The organism is Tenacibaculum sp. MAR_2009_124 (genome assembly GCF_900105455.1).
Classification (GTDB): Bacteria; Bacteroidota; Bacteroidia; order Flavobacteriales; family Flavobacteriaceae; genus Polaribacter.
In genome coordinates, this window is the sequence record NZ_FNSF01000001.1 from 627,169 (window position 1) to 649,012 (window position 21,844).

At 31.1% G+C, this 21,844-nt stretch carries 22 protein-coding genes and 1 pseudogene; 12 read left to right on the top strand and 11 right to left on the bottom strand.

The genetic code is table 11. The features are described 5' to 3' along the window. Nucleotides 1-292: 292 nt before the first annotated feature. The 8 genes from BLW23_RS01890 to BLW23_RS01925 form a co-directional block, all read right to left on the bottom strand. A complete protein-coding gene (locus BLW23_RS01890; protein WP_218134021.1) occupies nucleotides 293-817 on the bottom strand; it encodes a GNAT family N-acetyltransferase in 525 nt (174 codons plus the stop codon). A gap of 298 nt (nucleotides 818-1,115) precedes the next feature. Continuing rightward, nucleotides 1,116-1,373, bottom strand: coding sequence for a hypothetical protein (locus BLW23_RS01895; protein ID WP_093667556.1), 258 nt, complete (start codon nucleotides 1,371-1,373; stop codon nucleotides 1,116-1,118). Between the two features lie 245 nt (nucleotides 1,374-1,618). Continuing rightward, nucleotides 1,619-2,320 (bottom strand): suppressor of fused domain protein, encoded by a 702-nt coding sequence (locus tag BLW23_RS01900; RefSeq protein ID WP_093667557.1) that lies wholly within the window; start codon nucleotides 2,318-2,320, stop codon nucleotides 1,619-1,621. Nucleotides 2,321-2,448: 128 nt separating this feature from the next. Beyond that, nucleotides 2,449-2,994: a hypothetical protein gene (locus tag BLW23_RS01905; RefSeq protein ID WP_093667558.1), complete on the bottom strand. Its 546-nt coding sequence runs from the start codon at nucleotides 2,992-2,994 to the stop codon at nucleotides 2,449-2,451. A gap of 74 nt (nucleotides 2,995-3,068) precedes the next feature. After that, nucleotides 3,069-3,737 carry an HAD family hydrolase gene (locus BLW23_RS01910; protein WP_093667559.1) on the bottom strand — a complete coding sequence of 223 codons (669 nt, stop codon included), beginning with the start codon at nucleotides 3,735-3,737 and terminating at the stop codon, nucleotides 3,069-3,071. A gap of 173 nt (nucleotides 3,738-3,910) precedes the next feature. Continuing rightward, nucleotides 3,911-4,792, bottom strand: coding sequence for a PhzF family phenazine biosynthesis protein (locus tag BLW23_RS01915; RefSeq protein ID WP_093667560.1), 882 nt, complete (start codon nucleotides 4,790-4,792; stop codon nucleotides 3,911-3,913). A 61-nt stretch (nucleotides 4,793-4,853) separates the two neighbouring features. Then, nucleotides 4,854-5,384 carry a sigma-70 family RNA polymerase sigma factor gene (locus tag BLW23_RS01920; RefSeq protein WP_093668417.1) on the bottom strand — a complete coding sequence of 177 codons (531 nt, stop codon included), beginning with the start codon at nucleotides 5,382-5,384 and terminating at the stop codon, nucleotides 4,854-4,856. 113 nt (nucleotides 5,385-5,497) lie between these two features. Beyond that, the gene (locus BLW23_RS01925; protein ID WP_093667561.1) at nucleotides 5,498-6,157 is read right to left on the bottom strand and encodes a hypothetical protein; all 660 of its coding nucleotides are present in this window, start codon (nucleotides 6,155-6,157) and stop codon (nucleotides 5,498-5,500) included. A 452-nt stretch (nucleotides 6,158-6,609) separates the two neighbouring features. Between BLW23_RS01925 and BLW23_RS23560 the strand changes: the two genes are divergently transcribed. The 3 genes from BLW23_RS23560 to BLW23_RS01935 are packed head-to-tail and all read left to right on the top strand — an operon-like array spanning nucleotide 6,610 to nucleotide 8,362. Next, nucleotides 6,610-6,864 (top strand): tyrosine-type recombinase/integrase, encoded by a 255-nt coding sequence (locus tag BLW23_RS23560; RefSeq protein WP_255362708.1) that lies wholly within the window; start codon nucleotides 6,610-6,612, stop codon nucleotides 6,862-6,864. 11 nt (nucleotides 6,865-6,875) lie between these two features. Next, nucleotides 6,876-7,214: a tyrosine-type recombinase/integrase gene (locus BLW23_RS23565; protein ID WP_255362749.1), complete on the top strand. Its 339-nt coding sequence runs from the start codon at nucleotides 6,876-6,878 to the stop codon at nucleotides 7,212-7,214. Further along, entirely contained in the window at nucleotides 7,214-8,362 is a 1,149-nt protein-coding gene (locus BLW23_RS01935) for an IS91 family transposase (protein WP_093667562.1), read from the top strand. Before BLW23_RS23565 ends, BLW23_RS01935 begins: the two co-directional genes overlap by 1 nt. Nucleotides 8,363-8,632: 270 nt before the next feature. Here the strand turns inward: BLW23_RS01935 and BLW23_RS01940 are convergent, their stop codons facing one another. Then, nucleotides 8,633-9,958 carry a tetratricopeptide repeat protein gene (locus BLW23_RS01940; protein WP_093667563.1) on the bottom strand — a complete coding sequence of 442 codons (1,326 nt, stop codon included), beginning with the start codon at nucleotides 9,956-9,958 and terminating at the stop codon, nucleotides 8,633-8,635. A gap of 441 nt (nucleotides 9,959-10,399) precedes the next feature. Between BLW23_RS01940 and BLW23_RS23570 the strand changes: the two genes are divergently transcribed. The 3 genes and pseudogenes from BLW23_RS23570 (at nucleotide 10,400) to BLW23_RS01950 (ending at nucleotide 12,153) form a co-directional block, all read left to right on the top strand. Then, on the top strand, nucleotides 10,400-10,654 hold the full coding sequence (locus BLW23_RS23570) for a tyrosine-type recombinase/integrase (protein ID WP_255362708.1): 255 nt from the start codon (nucleotides 10,400-10,402) through the stop codon (nucleotides 10,652-10,654). An 11-nt stretch (nucleotides 10,655-10,665) separates the two neighbouring features. Further along, a complete protein-coding gene (locus BLW23_RS23575) occupies nucleotides 10,666-11,004 on the top strand; it encodes a tyrosine-type recombinase/integrase (RefSeq protein ID WP_255362749.1) in 339 nt (112 codons plus the stop codon). Then, a pseudogene (locus tag BLW23_RS01950) lies at nucleotides 11,004-12,153 on the top strand (IS91 family transposase). Before BLW23_RS23575 ends, BLW23_RS01950 begins: the two are co-directional and overlap by 1 nt. Before the next feature lie 283 nt (nucleotides 12,154-12,436). Here BLW23_RS01950 and BLW23_RS01955 read toward each other — a convergent pair. Continuing rightward, on the bottom strand, nucleotides 12,437-12,931 hold the full coding sequence (locus BLW23_RS01955; RefSeq protein ID WP_093667564.1) for a hypothetical protein: 495 nt from the start codon (nucleotides 12,929-12,931) through the stop codon (nucleotides 12,437-12,439). A gap of 208 nt (nucleotides 12,932-13,139) precedes the next feature. Further along, nucleotides 13,140-15,311, bottom strand: coding sequence for a DUF5916 domain-containing protein (locus BLW23_RS01960; RefSeq protein ID WP_093667565.1), 2,172 nt, complete (start codon nucleotides 15,309-15,311; stop codon nucleotides 13,140-13,142). Nucleotides 15,312-15,524: 213 nt separating this feature from the next. Between BLW23_RS01960 and BLW23_RS01965 the strand changes: the two genes are divergently transcribed. From BLW23_RS01965 to BLW23_RS01990, 6 genes are all read left to right on the top strand, one after another. After that, nucleotides 15,525-16,598: a sensor histidine kinase gene (locus BLW23_RS01965; protein WP_093667566.1), complete on the top strand. Its 1,074-nt coding sequence runs from the start codon at nucleotides 15,525-15,527 to the stop codon at nucleotides 16,596-16,598. After that, nucleotides 16,595-17,302, top strand: a complete 708-nt coding sequence (locus tag BLW23_RS01970) for a LytR/AlgR family response regulator transcription factor (protein WP_093667567.1) — start codon at nucleotides 16,595-16,597, stop codon at nucleotides 17,300-17,302. The genes BLW23_RS01965 and BLW23_RS01970 overlap by 4 nt, the downstream gene beginning before the upstream one ends. Before the next feature lie 166 nt (nucleotides 17,303-17,468). Further along, nucleotides 17,469-18,419 carry a phosphoribosylaminoimidazolesuccinocarboxamide synthase gene (locus BLW23_RS01975; RefSeq protein ID WP_093667568.1) on the top strand — a complete coding sequence of 317 codons (951 nt, stop codon included), beginning with the start codon at nucleotides 17,469-17,471 and terminating at the stop codon, nucleotides 18,417-18,419. Beyond that, a complete protein-coding gene (locus BLW23_RS01980; RefSeq protein ID WP_093667569.1) occupies nucleotides 18,409-18,786 on the top strand; it encodes a hypothetical protein in 378 nt (125 codons plus the stop codon). Before BLW23_RS01975 ends, BLW23_RS01980 begins: the two co-directional genes overlap by 11 nt. 246 nt (nucleotides 18,787-19,032) lie before the next feature. Further along, nucleotides 19,033-19,494, top strand: coding sequence for a (2Fe-2S)-binding protein (locus BLW23_RS01985; RefSeq protein WP_093667570.1), 462 nt, complete (start codon nucleotides 19,033-19,035; stop codon nucleotides 19,492-19,494). Nucleotides 19,495-19,504: 10 nt separating this feature from the next. Then, on the top strand, nucleotides 19,505-21,730 hold the full coding sequence (locus BLW23_RS01990; RefSeq protein WP_093667571.1) for a xanthine dehydrogenase family protein molybdopterin-binding subunit: 2,226 nt from the start codon (nucleotides 19,505-19,507) through the stop codon (nucleotides 21,728-21,730). The last annotated feature ends 114 nt before the right edge of the window (nucleotides 21,731-21,844 follow it).

Sequence of the window (21,844 nt, forward strand, 5' to 3'; positions counted from 1 at the left end):
AAGAGCTTGTTTTATTGGGTAATTTTGAAAGGTAAATTTCATAAAATCTAGGCTTTCCTATTTAAATCTATTGATTTTAGTTTTTTATGGTAGGTGTCAATCCTTGAATGAGCAGTTCCATCTATCAGTAAAATAATAGCTTTCAAGGCAATTGTTGTGATGCTAATTGCTCGCCAAGTGGGCGTGCTGACAAATATGATTAATAGAGCGGTAAAAATAGTATTAATGATAATAGGAATTGCTTTAAAAACAATGAAGGACTTATACCTTTTTTTTGAACGCGTTTAGCAAATTATCTGAAGGTTCTTTCTAGTTTTAATTTCATCATAATATCAGTCTGTTCATCATTTCCTAGTGTGAAAATGTGTTTATCGAAGGTTACAAACCCATTTTTTTCATAAAATCTGATAGCCCTTGGGTTCTTCTCCCAAACACCTAACCAAATATACTCTACTCTTTTTTCCTCAGCCAATTCAAACGCTTTTTCATACAATAATTGACCAACCTGTTTCCCATGAAACTCTTGCAGCACATAAATTCGTTCAATTTCAAGAGCATTTTTGTCTTTTATTTCCGTTTGTGATTGTTGGAAATTAATTTTTAAATACCCAATAATATTTCCATTAAGTTGTGCAAAGTAAAACTGAGTATTAGGGGTAGAAACTTCTTCTTTTAGTTTTTCCGTTGAAAATGCATTTTTCAAGTACTCTTTCATATTCTCTTCGCTATTGTCTGAAGCAAAAGTCTCGAAAAAAGTACGTTTTCCAATTTCCTTTAGTTTTTCAATATCCCGAATATTTACTTTTTTGATTTTCAATGAGATAAGCTAAGTTCTTTACGTTCTAGTTAAATTTTGTACTACGATTAGCTGTAAAATTAGAAAATAAAAAATTAATGATAAGTTTTTGCTTAGCATCACCGTTTAATATAAGAATAGTTAGGGATTAAAATACACTTGTTTTTCTTTTTAATACTTAGCTAAGTTTACAATTTTTCAGTTGGCTTTCCTTTCATTTATTGGTCAAATTGAAATTTGTTGGATTTAGTAAAATAGACTGAGTCTTGGGTTAAATATCTTAATATGTGTTGATTATGTGTGGTGGTGTGCCATTTCTTTATGCTAATCCTACAATAATTAAAAAAATCAATAGTATCGTTGAGATTGCACTTCCAATAATATTAAAAATGGATATTTGCGACGTAATTTCTTTTTTCTTAATACAAATGTAAAACCCTATTATTGTAAATATTATAGCTATTATAACTCCTCCCCATTCAAAGAAAAATGGTAATGAATAGGAAGTAGCTAGCAAAAGAATTGTTCCTGACCAAACTCCACCTTGAATAGTCTTTTCATATTTGTCAAAATTCAATAGAGAAAAGGTCGAAACAATAGCAAATGGTAAAAAAAGAAGCCCCGTAAATAGAATAGCATCATTCCGCCTTCATTAAAAGCCCAAGTCGAAATTATGGTCATTGTAACAATGATCAAGATTATTTGGTAATAGCTTAAATATTTGTTTGTCATTTTTTAAGATGTTGCAACCTTTGATAAATCCGAATTAGGCTAGTAGTGGCATTGAATTATACAATGAGCAAGGTACTGGTTTTTATATTCTTAATTTCCGAAGATTTTGTTCCAAAATGATTTTTTCGGAATTAGATTTTTTCTGTTTAACTCCAACATTTCTTTACCGTTGGCTTCTATTAATAAATCTAAAAATTTATTATATCCATTCTCTATTTTGAACTCCAATTCTTCTTTATATAAAGGAAAAACATTGTAAATATTTATTCTTCTACCATCTTTATTTATTTGCGTAAATTTTTCATCGAAAGTTACAGAGGGAAGTATTAGAGCTCCAACAAATTCGGTATCGTCTCCATAAGTTGATAAATTTTCTTCCGCTTGAATTGAATGTCCAATTTCTAGCCAAGTATTATAATAATGCGGAAATCTGGCTGTTCTTTTTAGGATAGTTATAATCCAATCATTTTTGTTTTCACCAGAGTAAACATCTTCAAAATTAATACTTTTTGGGATTAACATCATTAGTTCGGCAAATTCTAATTTAGAAGAATTTTCAGCATGTTCAGAGACTTTCATTTTTAAAGTACTCATTCCAGAAGTCAGTAGAATATTGAACGATGCATTTTCTGGTTTTATGAAATAAACATCTAGGTGTATATCCAATATTCCAATTTCGTGAAATACACTTACCAAACTTTCATCAAAAAAATCATCTAAATGTTCAGCAATCCATTCCGTGTGTTCATGGTAATGCTCTTGATTTGAGAACGGGTTTTCGTATTGCGCCATTTGTTGTTTTTAGATTGTACCTATTTTTTCGTGTGTAATTAGTTACGACTTTTTAACCAAATGTAACCAAAAATTATTGGTTGTTTTTTTGTAAACAATTTCAAAAATAGAATGGAATAAACAATCAATTATTTTTCTTCAACTTTATGTCCTAGTTCAATAAAAAGTTCACGCATTAGATTATATGCTTCGGTATCTGCATTTATGTAATGGAACATTTTTGTTTCCATATACTCACAGCTTAAACATATGTTCAAAGTTGATACTATTTTGTCGTCGGAATTATAGAATACGATTGCGTCGCGATAAACTGGAGCACACATCCAATTTGGAACTTCTTTAATCGGAGTATTCAATATTGATTTCAGCTTTTCAGTTATGATAGTATAGATTTTATAGGTCCCTGTTTTTTCGGCTGAAGGATGAAACATTCCTTCTGAATTAACCACGTACTGAGTAACTCCATAGAGTTTGTTTAATTTTTCAAGTCTCAGTATATCTAATTCAGATAATTTTTTTTTCTTTTTTAATAATTGAAATTCTTTATACTCAGGGTCGTGTACAATTCTCCCATCATATTTGCCCCCTCTCAATAAAGAATAAGTCTCGAAGTAATCGAATTCAAGATTATTTATATACTCTATTGAAGATGTATAAGTAGTTTTGACTTTCATAATGCTTGTTTATAACGTTTGTTAGCCAAGCTACGTTTTAATGGCATATATGGTGTATGCTGTTTTGGTGAGTCTTAAATAAATTCTTTTAACTCGTTGAATTCACTAATAACTTTATTAGCGTTTTCTAAAGTTTGATCACTTGACATTGGATTTAAATAACCAAAAACGAAAATTCCAGCTCTGTTCGCTGCTTTTATTCCATTGTCTGAATCTTCAATTATTATACATTGTTCTTTAGCTGAATTCGCCATGATTGAAGCTTTTTCAAATATTTCAGGATGTGGTTTTGATTCTTTCAAATCGGCGCCACTAATTTTTCCAGCGAAATATTGGTTTAATTCAAATCGATCAAAAACACGATTAATATTTGGCATGGATGCTGAAGAGGCTAGGATAAGAGTTAGCCCTTTGTCAAAAAAGTATTTGATTATTTCATTAACTCCATCTACAAGTTTTAAAGATGGATCGTTATGGAAGTAGTCGATATAATATTTTCGCTTTTTTAAAACCAATTCATTTGGGTCGAGGTTTAAGTTAAAATGAGTAACTAATTTTTGAAAAACATTTAGAGTTGACGACCCAGTAATAGTTTTGTACAATTCTTCAGATACTTCTAAACCTAATGAGGTGAATGTTTCGTAATAGGCTTTTTTGTGAATGTATTCAGAATCTATAATGACTCCATCCATGTCAAATATTACACATTTTATGTTCTTTAATGCCTCGGTTTTTAATTGCATAAGTGTATTTAATTAGTGTTTTGATCTTGATTGTACACAACGTTTATATATATGAAAAGTGGTAGTTTCATATACAATAAATATCAGTTTAAAAACAAAGATAGTAGAAAAGAACAGACTATGAGTTTGCGGTTTTACTGTTATTTTTTAGATACTGTGTTATGTGCAGACTTTTAGGCGTTTATTTGAATATTTAATTGTTTACTTCGTATACCTTTTCCACCAGCCATTAAATGTTTTATTTCTCCTTTATCGATTAATAAGTTCACGATAATCAAGCTAGGTGAAGGTTCTGCCATATATTTACCTTGTTGAATTTTAAACCTTTTTTTCTTGATTTTTAAAATGTCAAATAAATAACAGGCTAGAGGTCCAGCGGCCATTCCCGTTCCTGATTCCTCTAATATTCCATAACGAGGGCCAAACATTCTGGTAGTAGCATCATATTCTGTATTTGTAGAAAACACATAGTAGCCAATTAAATCGAACTCATTACTAAGGTCACTTATTAAATCAAAATTTGGAATTATATTCTCTAAAATTTCATTGCTTTTAACAGGAACGAGTATAAATGAATTTCCTGTATTTACTAATTTAATTGGTGCATTTGGAATCAAGTCGGTTTTCTTTAATCCTAATGATTTTAGAATCACACTTTCTTTACGACTTATATCAGTATATTTTGGGGCCAATTGCTCCATAAAAGCTACATCTCCGATTATTTCTATTTTTCGAGTCCCATCTATAGTTTCTTTTGATGAACTATCTTTTTTTAGTGCGCCTATTTGTTTTAAATAAGAAAATGTAGCTACCGTTGCATGTCCACAATGTGCTATTTGCTTATTTGGAGTGAAGAAATCTAATTTAAAATCTGCTGTTTTAGATTTTGAAACAAAAGCAGTTTCTGATAAACCTACTTTTTTAGAAATATCAAGTTTATTTTTATCAGATAATCCATCTGCATTTAAAACTACACCTGCCGGATTACCACCTTTACCGTTTTCTGCAAAAGCGTTAAGAATTTGTACGTTAATTGTTTTTTTTGAACTGTCCATTTTTATTTTTTATATGTTATATAAGATGGACGCTATTAGTTAGAAAAAGACGTAGTAAATTTTAATTATTTTCAAAATCTATTAATTTACCCGTGCTATCAGATTCTACATTTGGACAATTTAAAATGTTTGATTTTAAAATTTCTTTGGCTTTTTGAACTCTTGATTTCGTCCCCGAATATGAGATTTTTAAATGCTCTGCTAATTCTTTTTGCGAATAATTTTTAAAGGAAGTTAAAATAATTGCTTCTTTATGTTGAGAAGAAAGATTTTCTATTTTTTGATTGATACAGTTAGTTAAGTTTGAATAATCAAAATTATTAAAGTCGGTTTCTGGAATATCTAATTCATTTATTGATATATCGTTGTTTTTTACGTTTCTAAAATAATCAACAATACTATTCCTTGTAATTTGATAAACCCAAGAAGTAAGTTTAGATGTATGTTTTAATTGATGATTTTTAGTTTTAATTTTCAAAAATACCTCTTGATGAATATCTTTTGACGCTTGTTCATCTTTTACTTTTCCCAAAATGAACTTATAAAGTTCTTCATTTAGGTCAATCCAAATAGTATTAATTTCAGTTTTCACAATTTCGGTTTTTTTAACCTGCATACAACGTTTAATGTAAAATGCGGTTCAGGTTTTGTGTGTTCTATACAACAATCAGTACAAGAGTGCTTTGGTAAATAATTAAGAGAGGTTTAATTGGTTTTTACCTCAGTTCTTTGTTGTGGTGTCGTTTTTTTATTCAGTTTTTGTTTCTTATACCAACTTCTTGAGCTACTTTTAAAAAGTAATAGAACTGCATATCCTTGTAAAACGGCTTGTAGTAGTGATAAAATTCCGATTATTGGATTTAGTCGAAATGTATCGGTAATAACAAAAGGAAATGCTAAAAGTCCTAATCCGAATAATATAGTAAAAACATCACGAGACCATTTTTTTCCTAGATTTATTTGAAAACCAAAAAAGGCTAAAGTTCCACTACTTGTTAAAATTATTAACAAGTTTATTGGGTTTGAAAAATTGTTAATGTGCGTAAGTAAATTAACAAGTATTGGATTTATTATTCCAAGTGCAGCAGACAAGTAAATTATCTTGGATGAGTTTGAAATTGTGCTTGGCAAATCTAATAGACTTTCATTTCTTATTGTAGATTTAATATTTTGATTTCCTAGCTCAATTTGAGATTGAATTTTGCTCTTCGAATTGGTGTTTACATCGTTTGATATTTCTCTCGATTCTAGTTCATAAATAGCGGTCAATACAGCTTCTTTTTGATAAGAACCTGGGGTTTCGACGATTTCTAGCAATTCAGAATCAGTTTTGGTTTTAAATTTATTAGAAAATTTTGTAGTCATTGTTCATTGGTCAGTTTATGTTGTATACATCGTTTTGGCTAAGCTACGTTTTAATGCAGTTTAGGTTTTGTTGAACTAATCCTCGTTACCTCGGAAGCTTTTTTTGAAATGTTTTAAAAATAGTTAAATTTATGATTCAAAATTAAATAAGATGTATAAAAAAAAGTAAAACAATTTTAGAAACCTCTTTAGAGCAGGTTCCTGATTTTTCTATTGTCGTTAAAAAATTAACCAAAAGCTTTTCAATTAACGGTAAATCATCAAGTACATTAAATAATTATCTACGCTGTTTAGCCCACATAACCTTACATTTTAAGGTTAGCCCAGAAACTTTAGATAATGAACAAATCAATGATTATCTTTTTCATTGTCAAAATCTTCACAAAACCCCCTCTGAAAGTTTTTTTAAGCATACCGTTTTTGGACTCCGTGCTATTTATAAGGTACTGGGAATGGAGCAAAAGCGCATAGCGCTTCCTCAAATAAAAAAGCAAAAAGATTTACCTATTGTACTTAACAAACAAGAAGTTCGAGAATTATTAAAAGCACCTAAGTATCTTAAACATCGCCTTATTTTAGGTATGTTGTACGGTTGTGGTTTACGGAGTTATGAGCTATGTGGGTTGCTTCAATCTGATGTTGATTTTAATCGAAAAACTGTATTTATTAGAAAAAAAAAGGTAAGACAGATCGTTATGTTCCTTTAAGTACTCTTTTAATAAGAGGTTTAAGATGTTATTTGAAAACAGAAAACCCTGTAAAATATCTATTTAACAGTCAGGTTACTAAAGACGGAGCTGCTCAGCCAATAACAGTCAGAGCGATTCAATGGATACTCAAAGAGAATCGGGCTAAAGTGAATACAAAAAAGAAATTTACAGCGCATACACTACGTCATTCTTATGCAACACACTTACTAGAAGATGGTGTTAATATTATTAGCTTAAAAGAACTTCTAGGGCATGCTCATATAGAAACCACCATGATCTATTTACATGTCGCCAACTCAGGGAGTTCAAAAAAGTACAGTCCACTAGATACCTTATACACAGAGTAATGCTAGCAAAACATACGTTAGCAGGAGTGTTGAATTTAGAAGAAAATCATTTAAAAGAACTATCTAGAAGTAGTTGGCATGAAAGAACGCTGCATGCGATAAGAAAATGCCGTACCAAAGCGCTAGGAGGACATTTAGATTGGTGTAAATCATGTGATAAACTGCATCTACAATTCAATTCTTGTCGCAATAGACATTGCCCTACTTGTCAAGGTCATAAACAACAGCAATGGATTGAAGGTAGATCTAGAGAGTTATTGCCAGTTCCTTATTTTCATGTCGTTTTTACCTTGCCCGATAATTTAAACTCAGTGGCACTTCAATATCCGAAAGAGCTATATAAAATACTGTTTGATAGTGCTTGGAAAACCTTGGTTGCTTTTGGAAATAATCCCAAGGATCTAGGCGCTAAAATTGGAATGATTGCTGTGTTACATACTTGGGGACAAAATTTAAGCTTACATCCTCATTTACACTGTATTGTTCCTAAAGGAGGAATAACAAAGGCAGGGTATTGGAAAGAAGGGAAAAACAAGGATGATTTCTTATTCAGTATAAAGGCCTTAAGTGTAAAGTTTAGAGGTGTTTTTGTTGCTGAATTAAGAAAAACAATTCCAAACTTACCACAATCACTCTATGACAAATTATTTAAACACAAATGGGTTATCTATGCAAAACCTCCTTTTGGTAACCCAAAAAACGTACTAGAATATCTAGGAAGATACACACATAAGATAGCTATTAGTAATCATCGAATACAGGCTATTGATAAACAAAAAGGCACCGTTACTTTTCGTGTTAAGAACTACAAGAAAGGTGGTCAAGTAAGTAATTTAACTTTAAAAACCAAAGAGTTTATACGTCGTTTTCAACAACATATTTTACCTAAAGGATTTACTAGAATTAGGCATTATGGTATTTTAAGTAGCAGTTGGAAAAAAGAAAAATTACCTCGTTTACAAATGCTATTAGCAGATAAAGAGAAAGACTGTATTGATGTTATTATTACGAAAGAGAAAAGTGTACATCGCTGTTGCCCGATTTGTAAAAAGCCAGGTCTAGTCACATTAATAATTTTTGATAGTAGAGGCCCTCCTAAAAACTATAAAGAACTGGTTATTAGTAAAGTTAAAAAACACATATTATAAAATTATCTTCAAAAAAGAGGACTGGACCACTAATGCTTAGATCTGAGATTTTTACCTAAAAAAGCGATTACAAAAAGAATAATAAGTGCTGAAAATAAAAATCAAGGCTATGAAATCCGAAAACCAAGAGAATAATCGCTGAAAAACCACTAAACAAATTACTAAAATTAAACTGAATTGATCGTTTTCCCCCTTATGGAATACGGATCAGTCAACAGGGCATATAGCGTTAGCCTATCGGCACGCCATATGCTTAGTTATTACCACCAGTTATATTTCGTTTTCTAGCAGATAAAAATAGTTTTTGAGTCCGTAAGAATATTTGCTTTGGTCAGAGCCTAAAGTTTTAAATTCTTTTTTTAATACTTCTATCAAATCAGTTTTTATTTCTTTTCCTTCAATTTTTGCACAGTTGAGTTTCACCCAATGAATTTTTGATGAATTAGGGAAGTCATTTAAAGCCTTTGTTAAATCAGGATTGTCATGTTTGTTTTTGTCAGCTAATCCAATAAAATAACTTATTGCAAATTTCTCACTCAGATATTCATTCCAGCCTTTTTTGTCTGTTTTCTCAGAAACGTGTCCAGTTGAAACAGCTTCTAAATATGCATAAATATTTAGAAGTTCTTCGTCTTTATGTTTATCAGCTAATTCAATCATTTCTTGACCTCTATTTTCGAAGAATTGTTTTTCATCTAATAATTTATTTATAAATGAAATTCTTAGTAAATCTGAAGTCACTTTTCCATTAATTGGCATTTTATTATTTTCTAGAATCAGTTTTGAATCTGATAAAACAATTTTAATAGAATCTTTAGTATTTGGTTTTTTCGATAAATGTTTAATTTTATTGTAGGCTGATAACTGTACATACTCTTTACTGTCTTTACCGAAAGTGTTTTTGACTGTATTTATGTCTTTTTCTAAAAAATATTCTTGAATGTTGTTGTTCCACCAATCCAGTTCCCAGTTCATATCTAGAAATATCAATTCATATGCACTTTTAGAATCTTTAGATTGAGTTTTTAAAATCAAGTCTGAACGCTTTTTAATTTGGTCAGTTTGTCCGTGAATTATATAAATAGCTTTATCAATTCCTATGTGGTTTTTTGAATGATTCGCTTTCTTCCAATGTTCTATTGCTTTTTTGTAATTGCCTAAATTTAAATAACATTCGCTTAACCAAACATCGACTCTGAAATCGTTTTCTCTTACTTTTTTATATTTTTTGTAATGTTTAATTGCAGTTTTATATTTTTCAATTCTATGGTTTTCAATTGCATATTTTAAAATAAAGCTCAGTTCATTTGGATGTTTTTTAATAGCTGATTTATGTAATTCAAATGATTTCTTATAATCTATATTGTAGAGTGCATCTCCTATTAAATATGAATGATATTCATCCTTTGCTTTAGAAATTAGGTTAGTTATGCATTCATTACAGTCTTTATTAATTAAACAATCTGAAAAGAAATATTCAAAATCTTGTTTTAATTCAGCTTGAGATTGCTCGATTAATTCTTTATTATGTTTTACTTGAGCATTACAATTCAAGAAAATTAAACTCAGTATTATTAGGTAGGTAATTCTGTTCATTTTTTGCAATTGGTGGTAACGTTTTGGCTAAGCTGCGTTTTAATGCAGTTTGGGTGGTGTTGAACTAATCCTCGTTACCTCGGAAGCTTTTTTTGAAATGTTTTAAAAATAGTTAAATTTATGATTCAAAATTAAATAAGATGTATAAAAAAAAGTAAAACAATTTTAGAAACCTCTTTAGAGCAGGTTCCTGATTTTTCTATTGTCGTTAAAAAATTAACCAAAAGCTTTTCAATTAACGGTAAATCATCAAGTACATTAAATAATTATCTACGCTGTTTAGCCCACATAACCTTACATTTTAAGGTTAGCCCAGAAACTTTAGATAATGAACAAATCAATGATTATCTTTTTCATTGTCAAAATCTTCACAAAACCCCCTCTGAAAGTTTTTTTAAGCATACCGTTTTTGGACTCCGTGCTATTTATAAGGTACTGGGAATGGAGCAAAAGCGCATAGCGCTTCCTCAAATAAAAAAGCAAAAAGATTTACCTATTGTACTTAACAAACAAGAAGTTCGAGAATTATTAAAAGCACCTAAGTATCTTAAACATCGCCTTATTTTAGGTATGTTGTACGGTTGTGGTTTACGGAGTTATGAGCTATGTGGGTTGCTTCAATCTGATGTTGATTTTAATCGAAAAACTGTATTTATTAGAAAAAAAAAGGTAAGACAGATCGTTATGTTCCTTTAAGTACTCTTTTAATAAGAGGTTTAAGATGTTATTTGAAAACAGAAAACCCTGTAAAATATCTATTTAACAGTCAGGTTACTAAAGACGGAGCTGCTCAGCCAATAACAGTCAGAGCGATTCAATGGATACTCAAAGAGAATCGGGCTAAAGTGAATACAAAAAAGAAATTTACAGCGCATACACTACGTCATTCTTATGCAACACACTTACTAGAAGATGGTGTTAATATTATTAGCTTAAAAGAACTTCTAGGGCATGCTCATATAGAAACCACCATGATCTATTTACATGTCGCCAACTCAGGGAGTTCAAAAAAGTACAGTCCACTAGATACCTTATACACAGAGTAATGCTAGCAAAACATACGTTAGCAGGAGTGTTGAATTTAGAAGAAAATCATTTAAAAGAACTATCTAGAAGTAGTTGGCATGAAAGAACGCTGCATGCGATAAGAAAATGCCGTACCAAAGCGCTAGGAGGACATTTAGATTGGTGTAAATCATGTGATAAACTGCATCTACAATTCAATTCTTGTCGCAATAGACATTGCCCTACTTGTCAAGGTCATAAACAACAGCAATGGATTGAAGGTAGATCTAGAGAGTTATTGCCAGTTCCTTATTTTCATGTCGTTTTTACCTTGCCCGATAATTTAAACTCAGTGGCACTTCAATATCCGAAAGAGCTATATAAAATACTGTTTGATAGTGCTTGGAAAACCTTGGTTGCTTTTGGAAATAATCCCAAGGATCTAGGCGCTAAAATTGGAATGATTGCTGTGTTACATACTTGGGGACAAAATTTAAGCTTACATCCTCATTTACACTGTATTGTTCCTAAAGGAGGAATAACAAAGGCAGGGTATTGGAAAGAAGGGAAAAACAAGGATGATTTCTTATTCAGTATAAAGGCCTTAAGTGTAAAGTTTAGAGGTGTTTTTGTTGCTGAATTAAGAAAAACAATTCCAAACTTACCACAATCACTCTATGACAAATTATTTAAACACAAATGGGTTATCTATGCAAAACCTCCTTTTGGTAACCCAAAAAACGTACTAGAATATCTAGGAAGATACACACATAAGATAGCTATTAGTAATCATCGAATACAGGCTATTGATAAACAAAAAGGCACCGTTACTTTTCGTGTTAAGAACTACAAGAAAGGTGGTCAAGTAAGTAATTTAACTTTAAAAACCAAAGAGTTTATACGTCGTTTTCAACAACATATTTTACCTAAAGGATTTACTAGAATTAGGCATTATGGTATTTTAAGTAGCAGTTGGAAAAAAGAAAAATTACCTCGTTTACAAAATGCTATTAGCAGATAAAGAGAAAGACTGTATTGATGTTATTATTACGAAAGAGAAAAGTGTACATCGCTGTTGCCCGATTTGTAAAAAGCCAGGTCTAGTCACATTAATAATTTTTGATAGTAGAGGCCCTCCTAAAAACTATAAAGAACTGGTTATTAGTAAAGTTAAAAAACACATATTATAAAATTATCTTCAAAAAAGAGGACTGGACCACTAATGCTTAGATCTGAGATTTTTACCTAAAAAAGCGATTACAAAAAGAATAATAAGTGCTGAAAATAAAAATCAAGGCTATGAAATCCGAAAACCAAGAGAATAATCGCTGAAAAACCACTAAACAAATTACTAAAATTAAACTGAATTGATCGTTTTCCCCCTTATGGAATACGGATCAGTCAACAGGGCATATAGCGTTAGCCTATCGGCACGCCATATGCTTAGTTATTGCCAGTAGTTTTTTATTCCGTTTAGTATGGTTCAAATTTTCCATTTTTAGTTAATCCGTGATAATAAATGACTTCTATATTAAAAGCTGTTGCTCCATTCCAACGCTTAAAGTTATTCCACTTAAGCGAGTCTAATATTTTGTTCGATTTAGATAATACCAACGAATCTAATTCAGATAACTTTTTATAAGCAATTTGCGCATCTAATTCTTTTGGTATTTCTCCATAGAATAAGCGATAAACAGAATTCTTATCCATTTTCGTAAGTTTGCTAATTCCGTCGGAATAAAAACTGTAATAAACTGAATCCGCAACTTTTATTACAATACGTTTGTTTGATTTATCGCTATTCAATTCAGTTTCTACATAGTTGTCGTTTTTTAAGTCATTCTGAACATAATATTTCACAGTTCCAAATTCTATTTTTTCTCTTTTAATCAGTCCTTTTTGTGTCGAGCAAGAAATAACTAAAGCGATAAAAATAAGTAGTAATATTTTCGTTTTTACGTTTTTCATAGGAATTACTGGCAACTGGTTATATCGCGACAAATATAACGTTTATCTAGTTTAAATCCCCAGATAACCCAACCTTTGGGGTTTTGTTATTGAGATTCCTTTTTTTAGCTAAAAGCAAGGTTAATGTTCCTTGACATAGATAAAGAATTATAAATAAAAGCATAAATAAAATGCTCTTTTATTTAATAGTTTCAGGTTGTAAATAGTATTAAATGTCGAACCTATAATTCGCTTTTAAAGCTACTCCCCAATTCTGGCGATTGATAAACTGATCGAAGTTATCAGTAACGACTAAATAAACATATGACAGGGGCTTGTATTCCCATTGTAAGCGACTATTCACATTAAAATTGTCAAATTGCGTATTATACTGAATATAGGTTGTCCAATTGATGCGTTCAGAAAAAAACACTTCTCCAGTAAATCTTGCTAAATGAAAAGTATCTTTCCCTAATTCATTTAAGTTAATTCTATTGGCTTCATAGGTAAGTCTTAATTTCGCAACTGGGAGCATTAAATACTCTACGTTAGAAAATAAACGAGTTCTTTTCCCTTGATAGTACTCACCATGCCTTAATGAAAACCTATAAATGAATTTTTTATTTCTTGCCGAATTATATCCTAGTTGCATTCTTAGATACTTGTATATACCAGGTTGAATGCTATTACCATTTCCTAGCAGATCAAATCCATATTGAAGATTGTTGTAGTCATAAAAAGCATTGATATAAAGAGATGAAAAATCTTTAAACCATACGGAGTTATTTATGAAAAATGACGATTGGATTAATTCCCCTTTTTCATTCCAATAGTTATCGTTGTCAAGTAATAAGTAACGATAAGAATCAATGATTTTCCTTTCTTTTGAATAATGTCTTAAAGAAATACGCCCCTGAATATGTGTATACCCTTCTCTTACAACAACATCGTTAATAGCATCGTAATTTGATAACCTAGGAACGAAACCAACATCGCTAATGTAGTTTTTGTCAACTTTGTGAACTGCCAAACTCAAGTTTGTTTTTAGGGTATTATACCAAACGCCTGCATGATAAAAATTATTTTTATCATTATATTCATTATCTAAGCTTTTACCATAATTGGCAAGCCCAGTCCATTTGTTGTTTTTTGATTTATAATTGAGGTTCATTCCGAGAATTCGATTGAAATCATTTAAAAAACTAAAACCATTCATTTCTTGTCTATTTATGACAAACCCTGTAGTTGTAAATGAATTAGAAAGCTTTTGTTGAACAACAAGGGCTCCATAGTTTTGAGAGGGATTGTTGTTTTGTTCTTTAGTAACCACATCTAAAGCACCAATTCTTGTTTTTTCGGAAAGATTACCTGAAACTTTCACTCCAAATAAAATATCACTTTGTGAACCAATTCTTCTGGAATAAAAAGGATTTACATGTCGTATTCCAAGATTGGAAAATAAATCACTATTTTCTAGAAAAAAGTTTCTCCTTTCTGGAAAATTAATAGCAAAACGGGTTAAGTTAGTAACTTGTCTGTCGACGTCAATTTGTGAAAAATCTGGATTAAAAGTAGCGTCTAATTTAAGTGAAGAAGTTAAGTTAAATTGGGTATCTAAACTTGGAGTAACCGAGGTTTCTTTTGTTTTATCACTTAGTTTTTGATTATGGTCAACAGTTAAAGAAGGTATTAAAGTAAATCTTGACGATTTAGATTCTGATAGATTTTTAATTTTAAATTGTTTAGAGAAACGAAGATCAAAGGGACGATAATTTCTGCTTCTTGGAGCAAAAGTAGTCCACTCATTAGCCTTCACATCTCTCTTATTAAAAATAACGCCCCAGGTATCATTATTTTGATCATACCCAAATGATTTTAAGGGGATTTCCATCTCATAATTTTTTTTGTTTCCTTGAGTACTTACTTTTCCATTCCAAACGGCATTCCAGCTATTATTTAATGAAAAACTTTCCCCAGTTCTTTCAATTAATGCATCTGCCATAGCTCCTCCAATGTTTAATGCAAAATAATAAGCACTTTGTTGTTGATTGTACGTGTCAAGTATCATGATGAAAGAATCACTGAAAGCAATAGTATTTCCTAAATCATCTCTTTTTAATGAGCTCAGTTGAATTCTCGATTCTTGGTCATGGTACACGGCTGAGATAAAAAGAGATTTCCCATTGTGAAAAATTTTAACTTCAGTTTGTTTACTGGCTTTATTACCGTTTTCAGGAGAGTAATCTATAAAATTAGTGTTGACAGGTAGTTCATTCCAAATAGTTTCATTCAAAACACCATCCACAGAAATATTTGTGTTTTTAAATAGAATTTGATTTTCTTGAGCTATGAATGAAATAGGGATTAGCCAGAGCAAAATTGAAAGAAATTTCTTAATCATTTAGTTATGTTTTCTGTTATCGAAGCGAAAAGTAAAAACAGAAATAAAACAAATTGTTAAAAGTAGATGAATCGGTTATTCATGAAATCAGAAACACGAAAAGATAATAATTTGGGTTTAGTCATCAGAAAGTAGATTTTCGACATCCTCCATGCCATTTACAGCAATAATTATATTAAACTTGATTTTATCGTTGTAATTTTACGAGTTCTTATGAGTACACAAATAAAAGCTTTTTTTAATTACAATAGTTCAAAATTCAGGCTAACTATCTTCTGGGTATGTTTCTTTTTATACTATTACTTAACCTCCGATATTACTTATTACGAGGCTGGGTATATTCAAATGTTCGAAAGTGTTTTTATAATCATCTTTGCCAAGTTTATTTTAGCGACAATTACACTTAATATTTTAGTGCCAAATTTTTTAGAGAAGGATAAACCAGTTCATTTTGTTTTATGGCTTGTTTTGGTCTTATTTTTGGTATATGTTTTATATTTCCTAGCGCGGTCTTCATATTACGAAACAAAATATTTTGATTATTATCCTTTAATTAAGCAAGAACTATTTCAAATACCTTTTGTAAATAGAATATTTGACATTTCTGCTTTTTTAAGTAAAAGTTTAAAATTTATTACACCAGCAGCCATATTACTTAAATATCGTTTTTACAAAAAACAACAAAACCTCTTAAAATTAAAAGAACAAAAAACAACTGCCGAATTAACGGTTTTGAAACAACAGTTAAATCCACATTTTTTATTTAATACACTCAATAACCTATATGCTTTAACCATAAAAAAGTCAGATCAGGCACCGTTAATTATTGAGAAATTATCAAACATGCTCGATTATATGTTGTACCGATGCGATGAGCGCTTTGTTTCTATAAATAAGGAGGTTGAACTTATTGAAAATTATTTGGTACTAGAAAAGTTACGATATGGTAATAGGGTACATATTAATTTTGAAAATAAATTAAAGGAAAATGTGTCAATTGCACCGCTAATAATGTTAACCTTTATTGAAAATGCATTTAAACATGGAGTCGCTCAAGAGTTGAATCAAGCTACTATTAATATTTCATTAATAAATACAAAGGAAAATGTTGTTTTTGTTGTAGAGAATACGAAGCCAAATAATATAGTAGAGAAAGAGGATAAACAGTCTATAGGACTTACGAATGTAAAGAAACAATTAGAACTGCTTTATCCTGAAAAATATGAGTTATCAATTGTTAACAAAGCAAAAAAGTATCAAACTATTTTAAAACTAGCTCTGAAATGAAGTACAAATGTCTGATAGTAGATGATGAGGAACTGGCAAGGGAACTTATAGAAACACATTTAAAACAACTCGATCAATTTGAGTTGGTAGCTTCTTGTTCTAGTGCAATTGAAGCGAGTAAATTTTTGCAAACCACCCATGTTCACCTATTATTTTTAGATATTGAAATGCCTGTTTTAAAAGGAACCGATTTCTTTAAAAATTTAGCACAAAAACCTAAAGTTATTTTCACAACAGCTTATAGAGATTATGCTATAGAAGGTTTTGAACTTGATGCTATTGATTATTTATTGAAACCTATAGTTTTTCAACGTTTTTTTAAAGCAGTTACTAAGTTTCTAACCCAAGTAAGTACCGATGTAATTGCTGAAAATGTTATTGATTCTCCTGAAAGAAAAAAGGAGTTTGTTTATGTGAGAAAAAACAGAAAACAAATAAAAGTTGTGTTTAATGATATTTTATATATTGAAAGTTTAAAGGATTACATTAAAGTACATTTAAAAGATGAGTTTCATGTAGTAAAGTATAGTATTTCAGCTTTCGAAAAAGAACTAGATCGTCGTTTTTTAAGAGCCCATAGATCGTTTATAATAAACAAAGACAAAGTCACTGCTTTTACTAAAAACGATATTGAAATCGGAAAACTAGAACTTCCAATTGGTGATGCTTATAAACAAAAATTATTCGATTTATTAGAAGACTAATGGCAAAATAAAATCACAAAATTATAAGTCAACTACCACTAGGAAAGTCCAGAAGGTATTTAAAGGGAATTAGTTAAAAATTTCGACACAAGTGTCGGAGTATTTTAATCTCACTTAGTGAGTAAAAAAACTTACATTTGCATACTACAACACAACAAAGACAAGAATGAATACAATTAACGAAACTAACTTCCAGTTTCCTAATCAAAAATCAGTTTACAAAGGGAAAGTAAGAGAGGTGTATAACATTAATGATGAAGTATTGGTAATGATTGCTTCAGACAGATTATCAGCTTTTGATGTTATTTTACCAAAACAAATTCCTTTTAAAGGACAAATTCTAAATCAGATTGCTACAAAAATGATGAATGATACAGCCGATATTGTTCCAAATTGGTTAGTGGCAAACCCTGATGAAAATGTTGCAGTAGGATATTTATGCGAACCATTTAAGGTAGAAATGGTTATTAGAGGATATTTATCAGGTCACGCGGCTAGAGAATATAATGTAGGTAAAAGAGTGCTTTGTGGTGTAAATATGCCAGAAGGAATGAAGGAAAATGGTAAATTTCCAAACCCAATTATTACGCCTTCAACAAAAGCTGAGAATGGTGAGCACGATGAGGATATCTCTAGAGAAGAAATTTTGGCTAAAGGAATTGTTTCTGAAGAAGATTATTTGGTATTAGAAGATTATACTAGAAAATTGTTCGAACGAGGAACTGAAATAGCAAAAAAAAGAGGGTTGATTTTAGTGGATACTAAGTATGAATTTGGAAAAACCAAAGACGGAAAAATTGTATTGATTGACGAAATACATACTCCTGACTCTTCTCGTTATTTTTATACTGAAGGATATGAAGATCGTCAAGCAAAAGGGGAGAAGCAAAAGCAATTATCTAAGGAATTTGTTCGTCAATGGTTAATTGAAAACGGATTTCAAGGAAAAGAAGGTCAAGCGATACCTGAAATGTCTGATGAGAAAATTACTGAAATCTCGAATAGGTATATCGAATTGTATGAGCAAATTACTGGAGACAGGTTTATCAAAGCAAATACAGAAAATGTTACCGCTAGAATTGAGAAAAATGTTACTTCTTTTTTAAATGAAGGATAACAGAATAACTATTCGACCAGTTTTAAATTTGTCAGCAGAAAAAGAAAATGAAAGTTTTCAGAATGTAACATTACGACCTATTTTAAAATTACAGCATGACATTATTTTACGCTTGTTTGTGAATTCGATCAAAAATCAGAAATTACAAACAGCAATTGAAGATAAGGATCGTTTTTTAAAATGTATAGATGCATCTATTAGTAAGAACATACCTTTAAGAAATTTACTAGTAGGTCTTATTCTTGGACAGTTTACAATAAGTGAATTTGAAGAGTACAATGAAAATTCGTCAGAATACAATAAGCGAATCATCAATATGATCAAGCAACGACTGTTTGATAGCTTTGAAGAAATTAAAAGTTTTTGAAAGATTAATTATGAATGAACTAGTTTGTAATTATTGTCATTAGAATATAACAAAGATATATGGAGTTAATGTTTTATAAGTAAGCTTTAACTTAAATCAGAAAACATGATAAAAGGTAGTCCGAAAGGATTGCCTTTTTTATTGTCATATTTTTATTAAAACTATCTTAAAAACACTAAAAATAATATAAAAAGGTTCTTTTTTTGTGTAACTTACACAAGACGTAACAAAAAACTAAACTTTATAATGCCAACATATACATTAAAAGTCAACGGAGATTCGATGACCGTCTCTGCTGATTCCGACACTCCCTTATTATGGGTTTTAAGAGATAATTTAAACATGGTAGGAACCAAGTTTGGCTGTGGTATAGCGCAGTGCGGAGCTTGTACAATTCATGTTGATGGTGAAGCAATGAGAAGTTGTCAATTACAGATTTCAATGATCAAAAATGAAGAAATCACAACAATAGAAGGTTTGTCTAAAAAAGGTGATCATCCTTTGCAAGAAGCTTGGAAAGAAGTTGATGTTCCGCAATGCGGATATTGTCAATCGGGACAAATTATGACAGCCGCGTCTTTTTTAAAAGAAAACCCTAAGCCAAGTAATGAAGAGATTAGAGAAGCAATGCATGGAAATTTATGCCGATGTGCGTCTTATAACAGAATTGAAAAAGCGGTAGCCATTGCAGCCGAAAAAATGTCCTAAAAAATAAGTTATGAGTAAGCAAGAAAATAAATTAACATTTAGCAGAAGGAATTTCTTAAAAACATCAGCCCTAGCGGGTGGGGGAATCATGATTGGGTTCAACCTTTTTACAGCTTGTAAGGACAACGTAAAGCCTGCGGTGGATTTTGAAAAATTAAATTTTAATGACTTTAATGCCTTCATTAAAATATCAAATGAAGGATATGTAACCATATATTCTCCTAATCCTGAAATTGGTCAAGGTGTAAAAACAACGATGCCTATGATTATTGCGGAAGAGTTAGATGTAGAATGGGATAAGGTTCACGTAGTTCAAGCTCCATTAGACACTAAAAATTATTCAAGACAATTGGCAGGAGGAAGCCAATCTATACGTCATGGGTGGGATGCATTACGCCAAACAGGAGCTACAACGAAGCAAATGTTAGTAAATGCTGCTGCCGCAAAATGGGGGGTAAATGCTTCTTCATGTAAAGCTTTAAAAGGAGTTATTACCAATGAAAAAGGAGAAACTCTTAGTTATGGTGAGGTTGTGAATGAAGCCGCTTTATTGGAAGTACCGGAAGATGTAAAACTAAAAGATTCATCAGAATACTCAATTATTGGAAAAGATGCTAAAAATGTTGATCTTTCAAAAATAGTTACAGGAAAGCCTTTATTTGGTATCGATTACAAGAAAGAAGGAATGTTGTATGCTACAGTGCTAAGACCTTCAGCTTTTGGTCAGGTATTGGAGTCATTTGATGCAACTGAAGCAAAGAAGGTAAATGGAGTGGTTGATGTTATTACCATTGGTGAAAAAGCAAGGAAGTTTTTAGATTCAGGTAAGTTTAATTGGACCTTTAAGTTAACCAAAACAGATAAGGTTGTTGTTGTGGCAACAAATACTTGGGCGGCGATTAAAGGGAAAAATGCAATAAAGGCAGTTTGGAAAAATGATTCAAATTTAGAGGATACCGCGTTGCATGATACTAAATTAAATGAAATATTAGATGGAACTAAGTTTAATATTCGTAGAGAAGATGGCAATATTGATAAGGCTTTTGCCGAGGCAGATAAGGTAATTGAACGAACATATCATTCTCCTTTTTTACCGCACAATTGTATGGAGCCTATGAATTTTTATGCAAATGTTACTACCGATAAAATTCATTTAGTTGGGCCGGTTCAAACACCTGAATATGCGGCAACGGCGGTTTCAGAAATGCTTGATCGTGATTTAGATAAGATTCATATTGAAATGACCCGAATGGGAGGCGGTTTTGGAAGAAGACTCTATGGCGATTTTGTTTATGAGGCAGCTGAAATTTCAAATGCAATAAAAAAGCCTATAAAGCTTATTACAACAAGAGAAGATGATGTGAATAGCGGTATTTATCGTCCAGCTATAAAGTATAGAATATCAGCATCGATTAAAGATGAAAAAATAACAGGTTATCATTTAAAAGAGGCTGCGATTAACAGTAATATGTTCGGCTTAATTCCACATTTCTTTCCAGCTGGTTGTATTCCTAATTATAAAGTTTCAACAGGAAATTATAAAAGTAATATTTCAACAGGAGCTTGGCGAGCACCTTATACGAACTTCCTAGCGTATGCTGAGCAGAGCTTTTTTGATGAGTTAGCCGAAGAATTAGGGCAAGATACTGTTCAATTGCGTTTAGATTTACTCGAAAATGTAAAAGGAACTACTGATGAAAAAATACAATACTCTGGAAAGCGTATGCAAGAGGTGATAAAACTTGTTGCAGAAAAAGGGGAGTGGGGTAAAAATAAAGAAGGTGTTTTTAAAGGTTTTTCCGCTTATTATAGTCATAATACTCATGTTGCTGAGGTGGCAGAGGTAGAAATGATAGATGGAACTCCGAAAATTACTAAAGTAGTAGCAGCGGTTGATTGTGGAATTGTAGTGAATCCAACAGGAGCGATTAACCAAGTTCAAGGTGGTGTTCTTGATGGAATTGGACATGCTATGTATGGAGACTTCAATTTTAAAGAAGGAAAACCGTCATCCCAAAACTTTGATGCTTATCGATTAATTCGAATGAATGAAACGCCAAAAGTTGAAGTTCATTTTGTGAAAAATAATTTATCTCCGACAGGGCTTGGTGAACCAGGTTTACCACCAGCAGGAGGAGCTGTGTCAAACGCAATTTTTAAAGCATTGAATAAAAGATTATATAGTCAACCTTTCGTTGAATCGATGAATAAGGATGTAGAAAAAATTCTTGGATAGTCGAATTAGGAGAAGTACATCTAATTTTGTTACTATTTATAATTAGTAAAAATAAGACAAAAGAGTTATAACATGAAACAATTAGGTTATAACTCTTTTGGTTTTTTGTTAAAA

Bases quoted from the DNA above. Each gene is read 5' to 3' on its own strand.
- BLW23_RS01900 (WP_093667557.1), bottom strand. From the start codon at position 2,320: ATGGCGCAATACGAAAACCCGTTCTCAAATCAAGAGCATTACCATGAA.
- BLW23_RS01905 (WP_093667558.1), bottom strand. From the start codon at position 2,994: ATGAAAGTCAAAACTACTTATACATCTTCAATAGAGTATATAAATAAT.
- BLW23_RS01910 (WP_093667559.1), bottom strand. From the start codon at position 3,737: ATGCAATTAAAAACCGAGGCATTAAAGAACATAAAATGTGTAATATTT.
- BLW23_RS01915 (WP_093667560.1), bottom strand. From the start codon at position 4,792: ATGGACAGTTCAAAAAAAACAATTAACGTACAAATTCTTAACGCTTTT.
- BLW23_RS01925 (WP_093667561.1), bottom strand. From the start codon at position 6,157: ATGACTACAAAATTTTCTAATAAATTTAAAACCAAAACTGATTCTGAA.
- BLW23_RS23560 (WP_255362708.1), top strand. From the start codon at position 6,610: ATGGAGCAAAAGCGCATAGCGCTTCCTCAAATAAAAAAGCAAAAAGAT.
- BLW23_RS01935 (WP_093667562.1), top strand. From the start codon at position 7,214: ATGCTAGCAAAACATACGTTAGCAGGAGTGTTGAATTTAGAAGAAAAT.
- BLW23_RS01940 (WP_093667563.1), bottom strand. From the start codon at position 9,958: ATGAACAGAATTACCTACCTAATAATACTGAGTTTAATTTTCTTGAAT.
- BLW23_RS23570 (WP_255362708.1), top strand. From the start codon at position 10,400: ATGGAGCAAAAGCGCATAGCGCTTCCTCAAATAAAAAAGCAAAAAGAT.
- BLW23_RS01955 (WP_093667564.1), bottom strand. From the start codon at position 12,931: ATGAAAAACGTAAAAACGAAAATATTACTACTTATTTTTATCGCTTTA.
- BLW23_RS01960 (WP_093667565.1), bottom strand. From the start codon at position 15,311: ATGATTAAGAAATTTCTTTCAATTTTGCTCTGGCTAATCCCTATTTCA.
- BLW23_RS01965 (WP_093667566.1), top strand. From the start codon at position 15,525: ATGAGTACACAAATAAAAGCTTTTTTTAATTACAATAGTTCAAAATTC.
- BLW23_RS01970 (WP_093667567.1), top strand. From the start codon at position 16,595: ATGAAGTACAAATGTCTGATAGTAGATGATGAGGAACTGGCAAGGGAA.
- BLW23_RS01975 (WP_093667568.1), top strand. From the start codon at position 17,469: ATGAATACAATTAACGAAACTAACTTCCAGTTTCCTAATCAAAAATCA.
- BLW23_RS01980 (WP_093667569.1), top strand. From the start codon at position 18,409: ATGAAGGATAACAGAATAACTATTCGACCAGTTTTAAATTTGTCAGCA.
- BLW23_RS01985 (WP_093667570.1), top strand. From the start codon at position 19,033: ATGCCAACATATACATTAAAAGTCAACGGAGATTCGATGACCGTCTCT.
- BLW23_RS01990 (WP_093667571.1), top strand. From the start codon at position 19,505: ATGAGTAAGCAAGAAAATAAATTAACATTTAGCAGAAGGAATTTCTTA.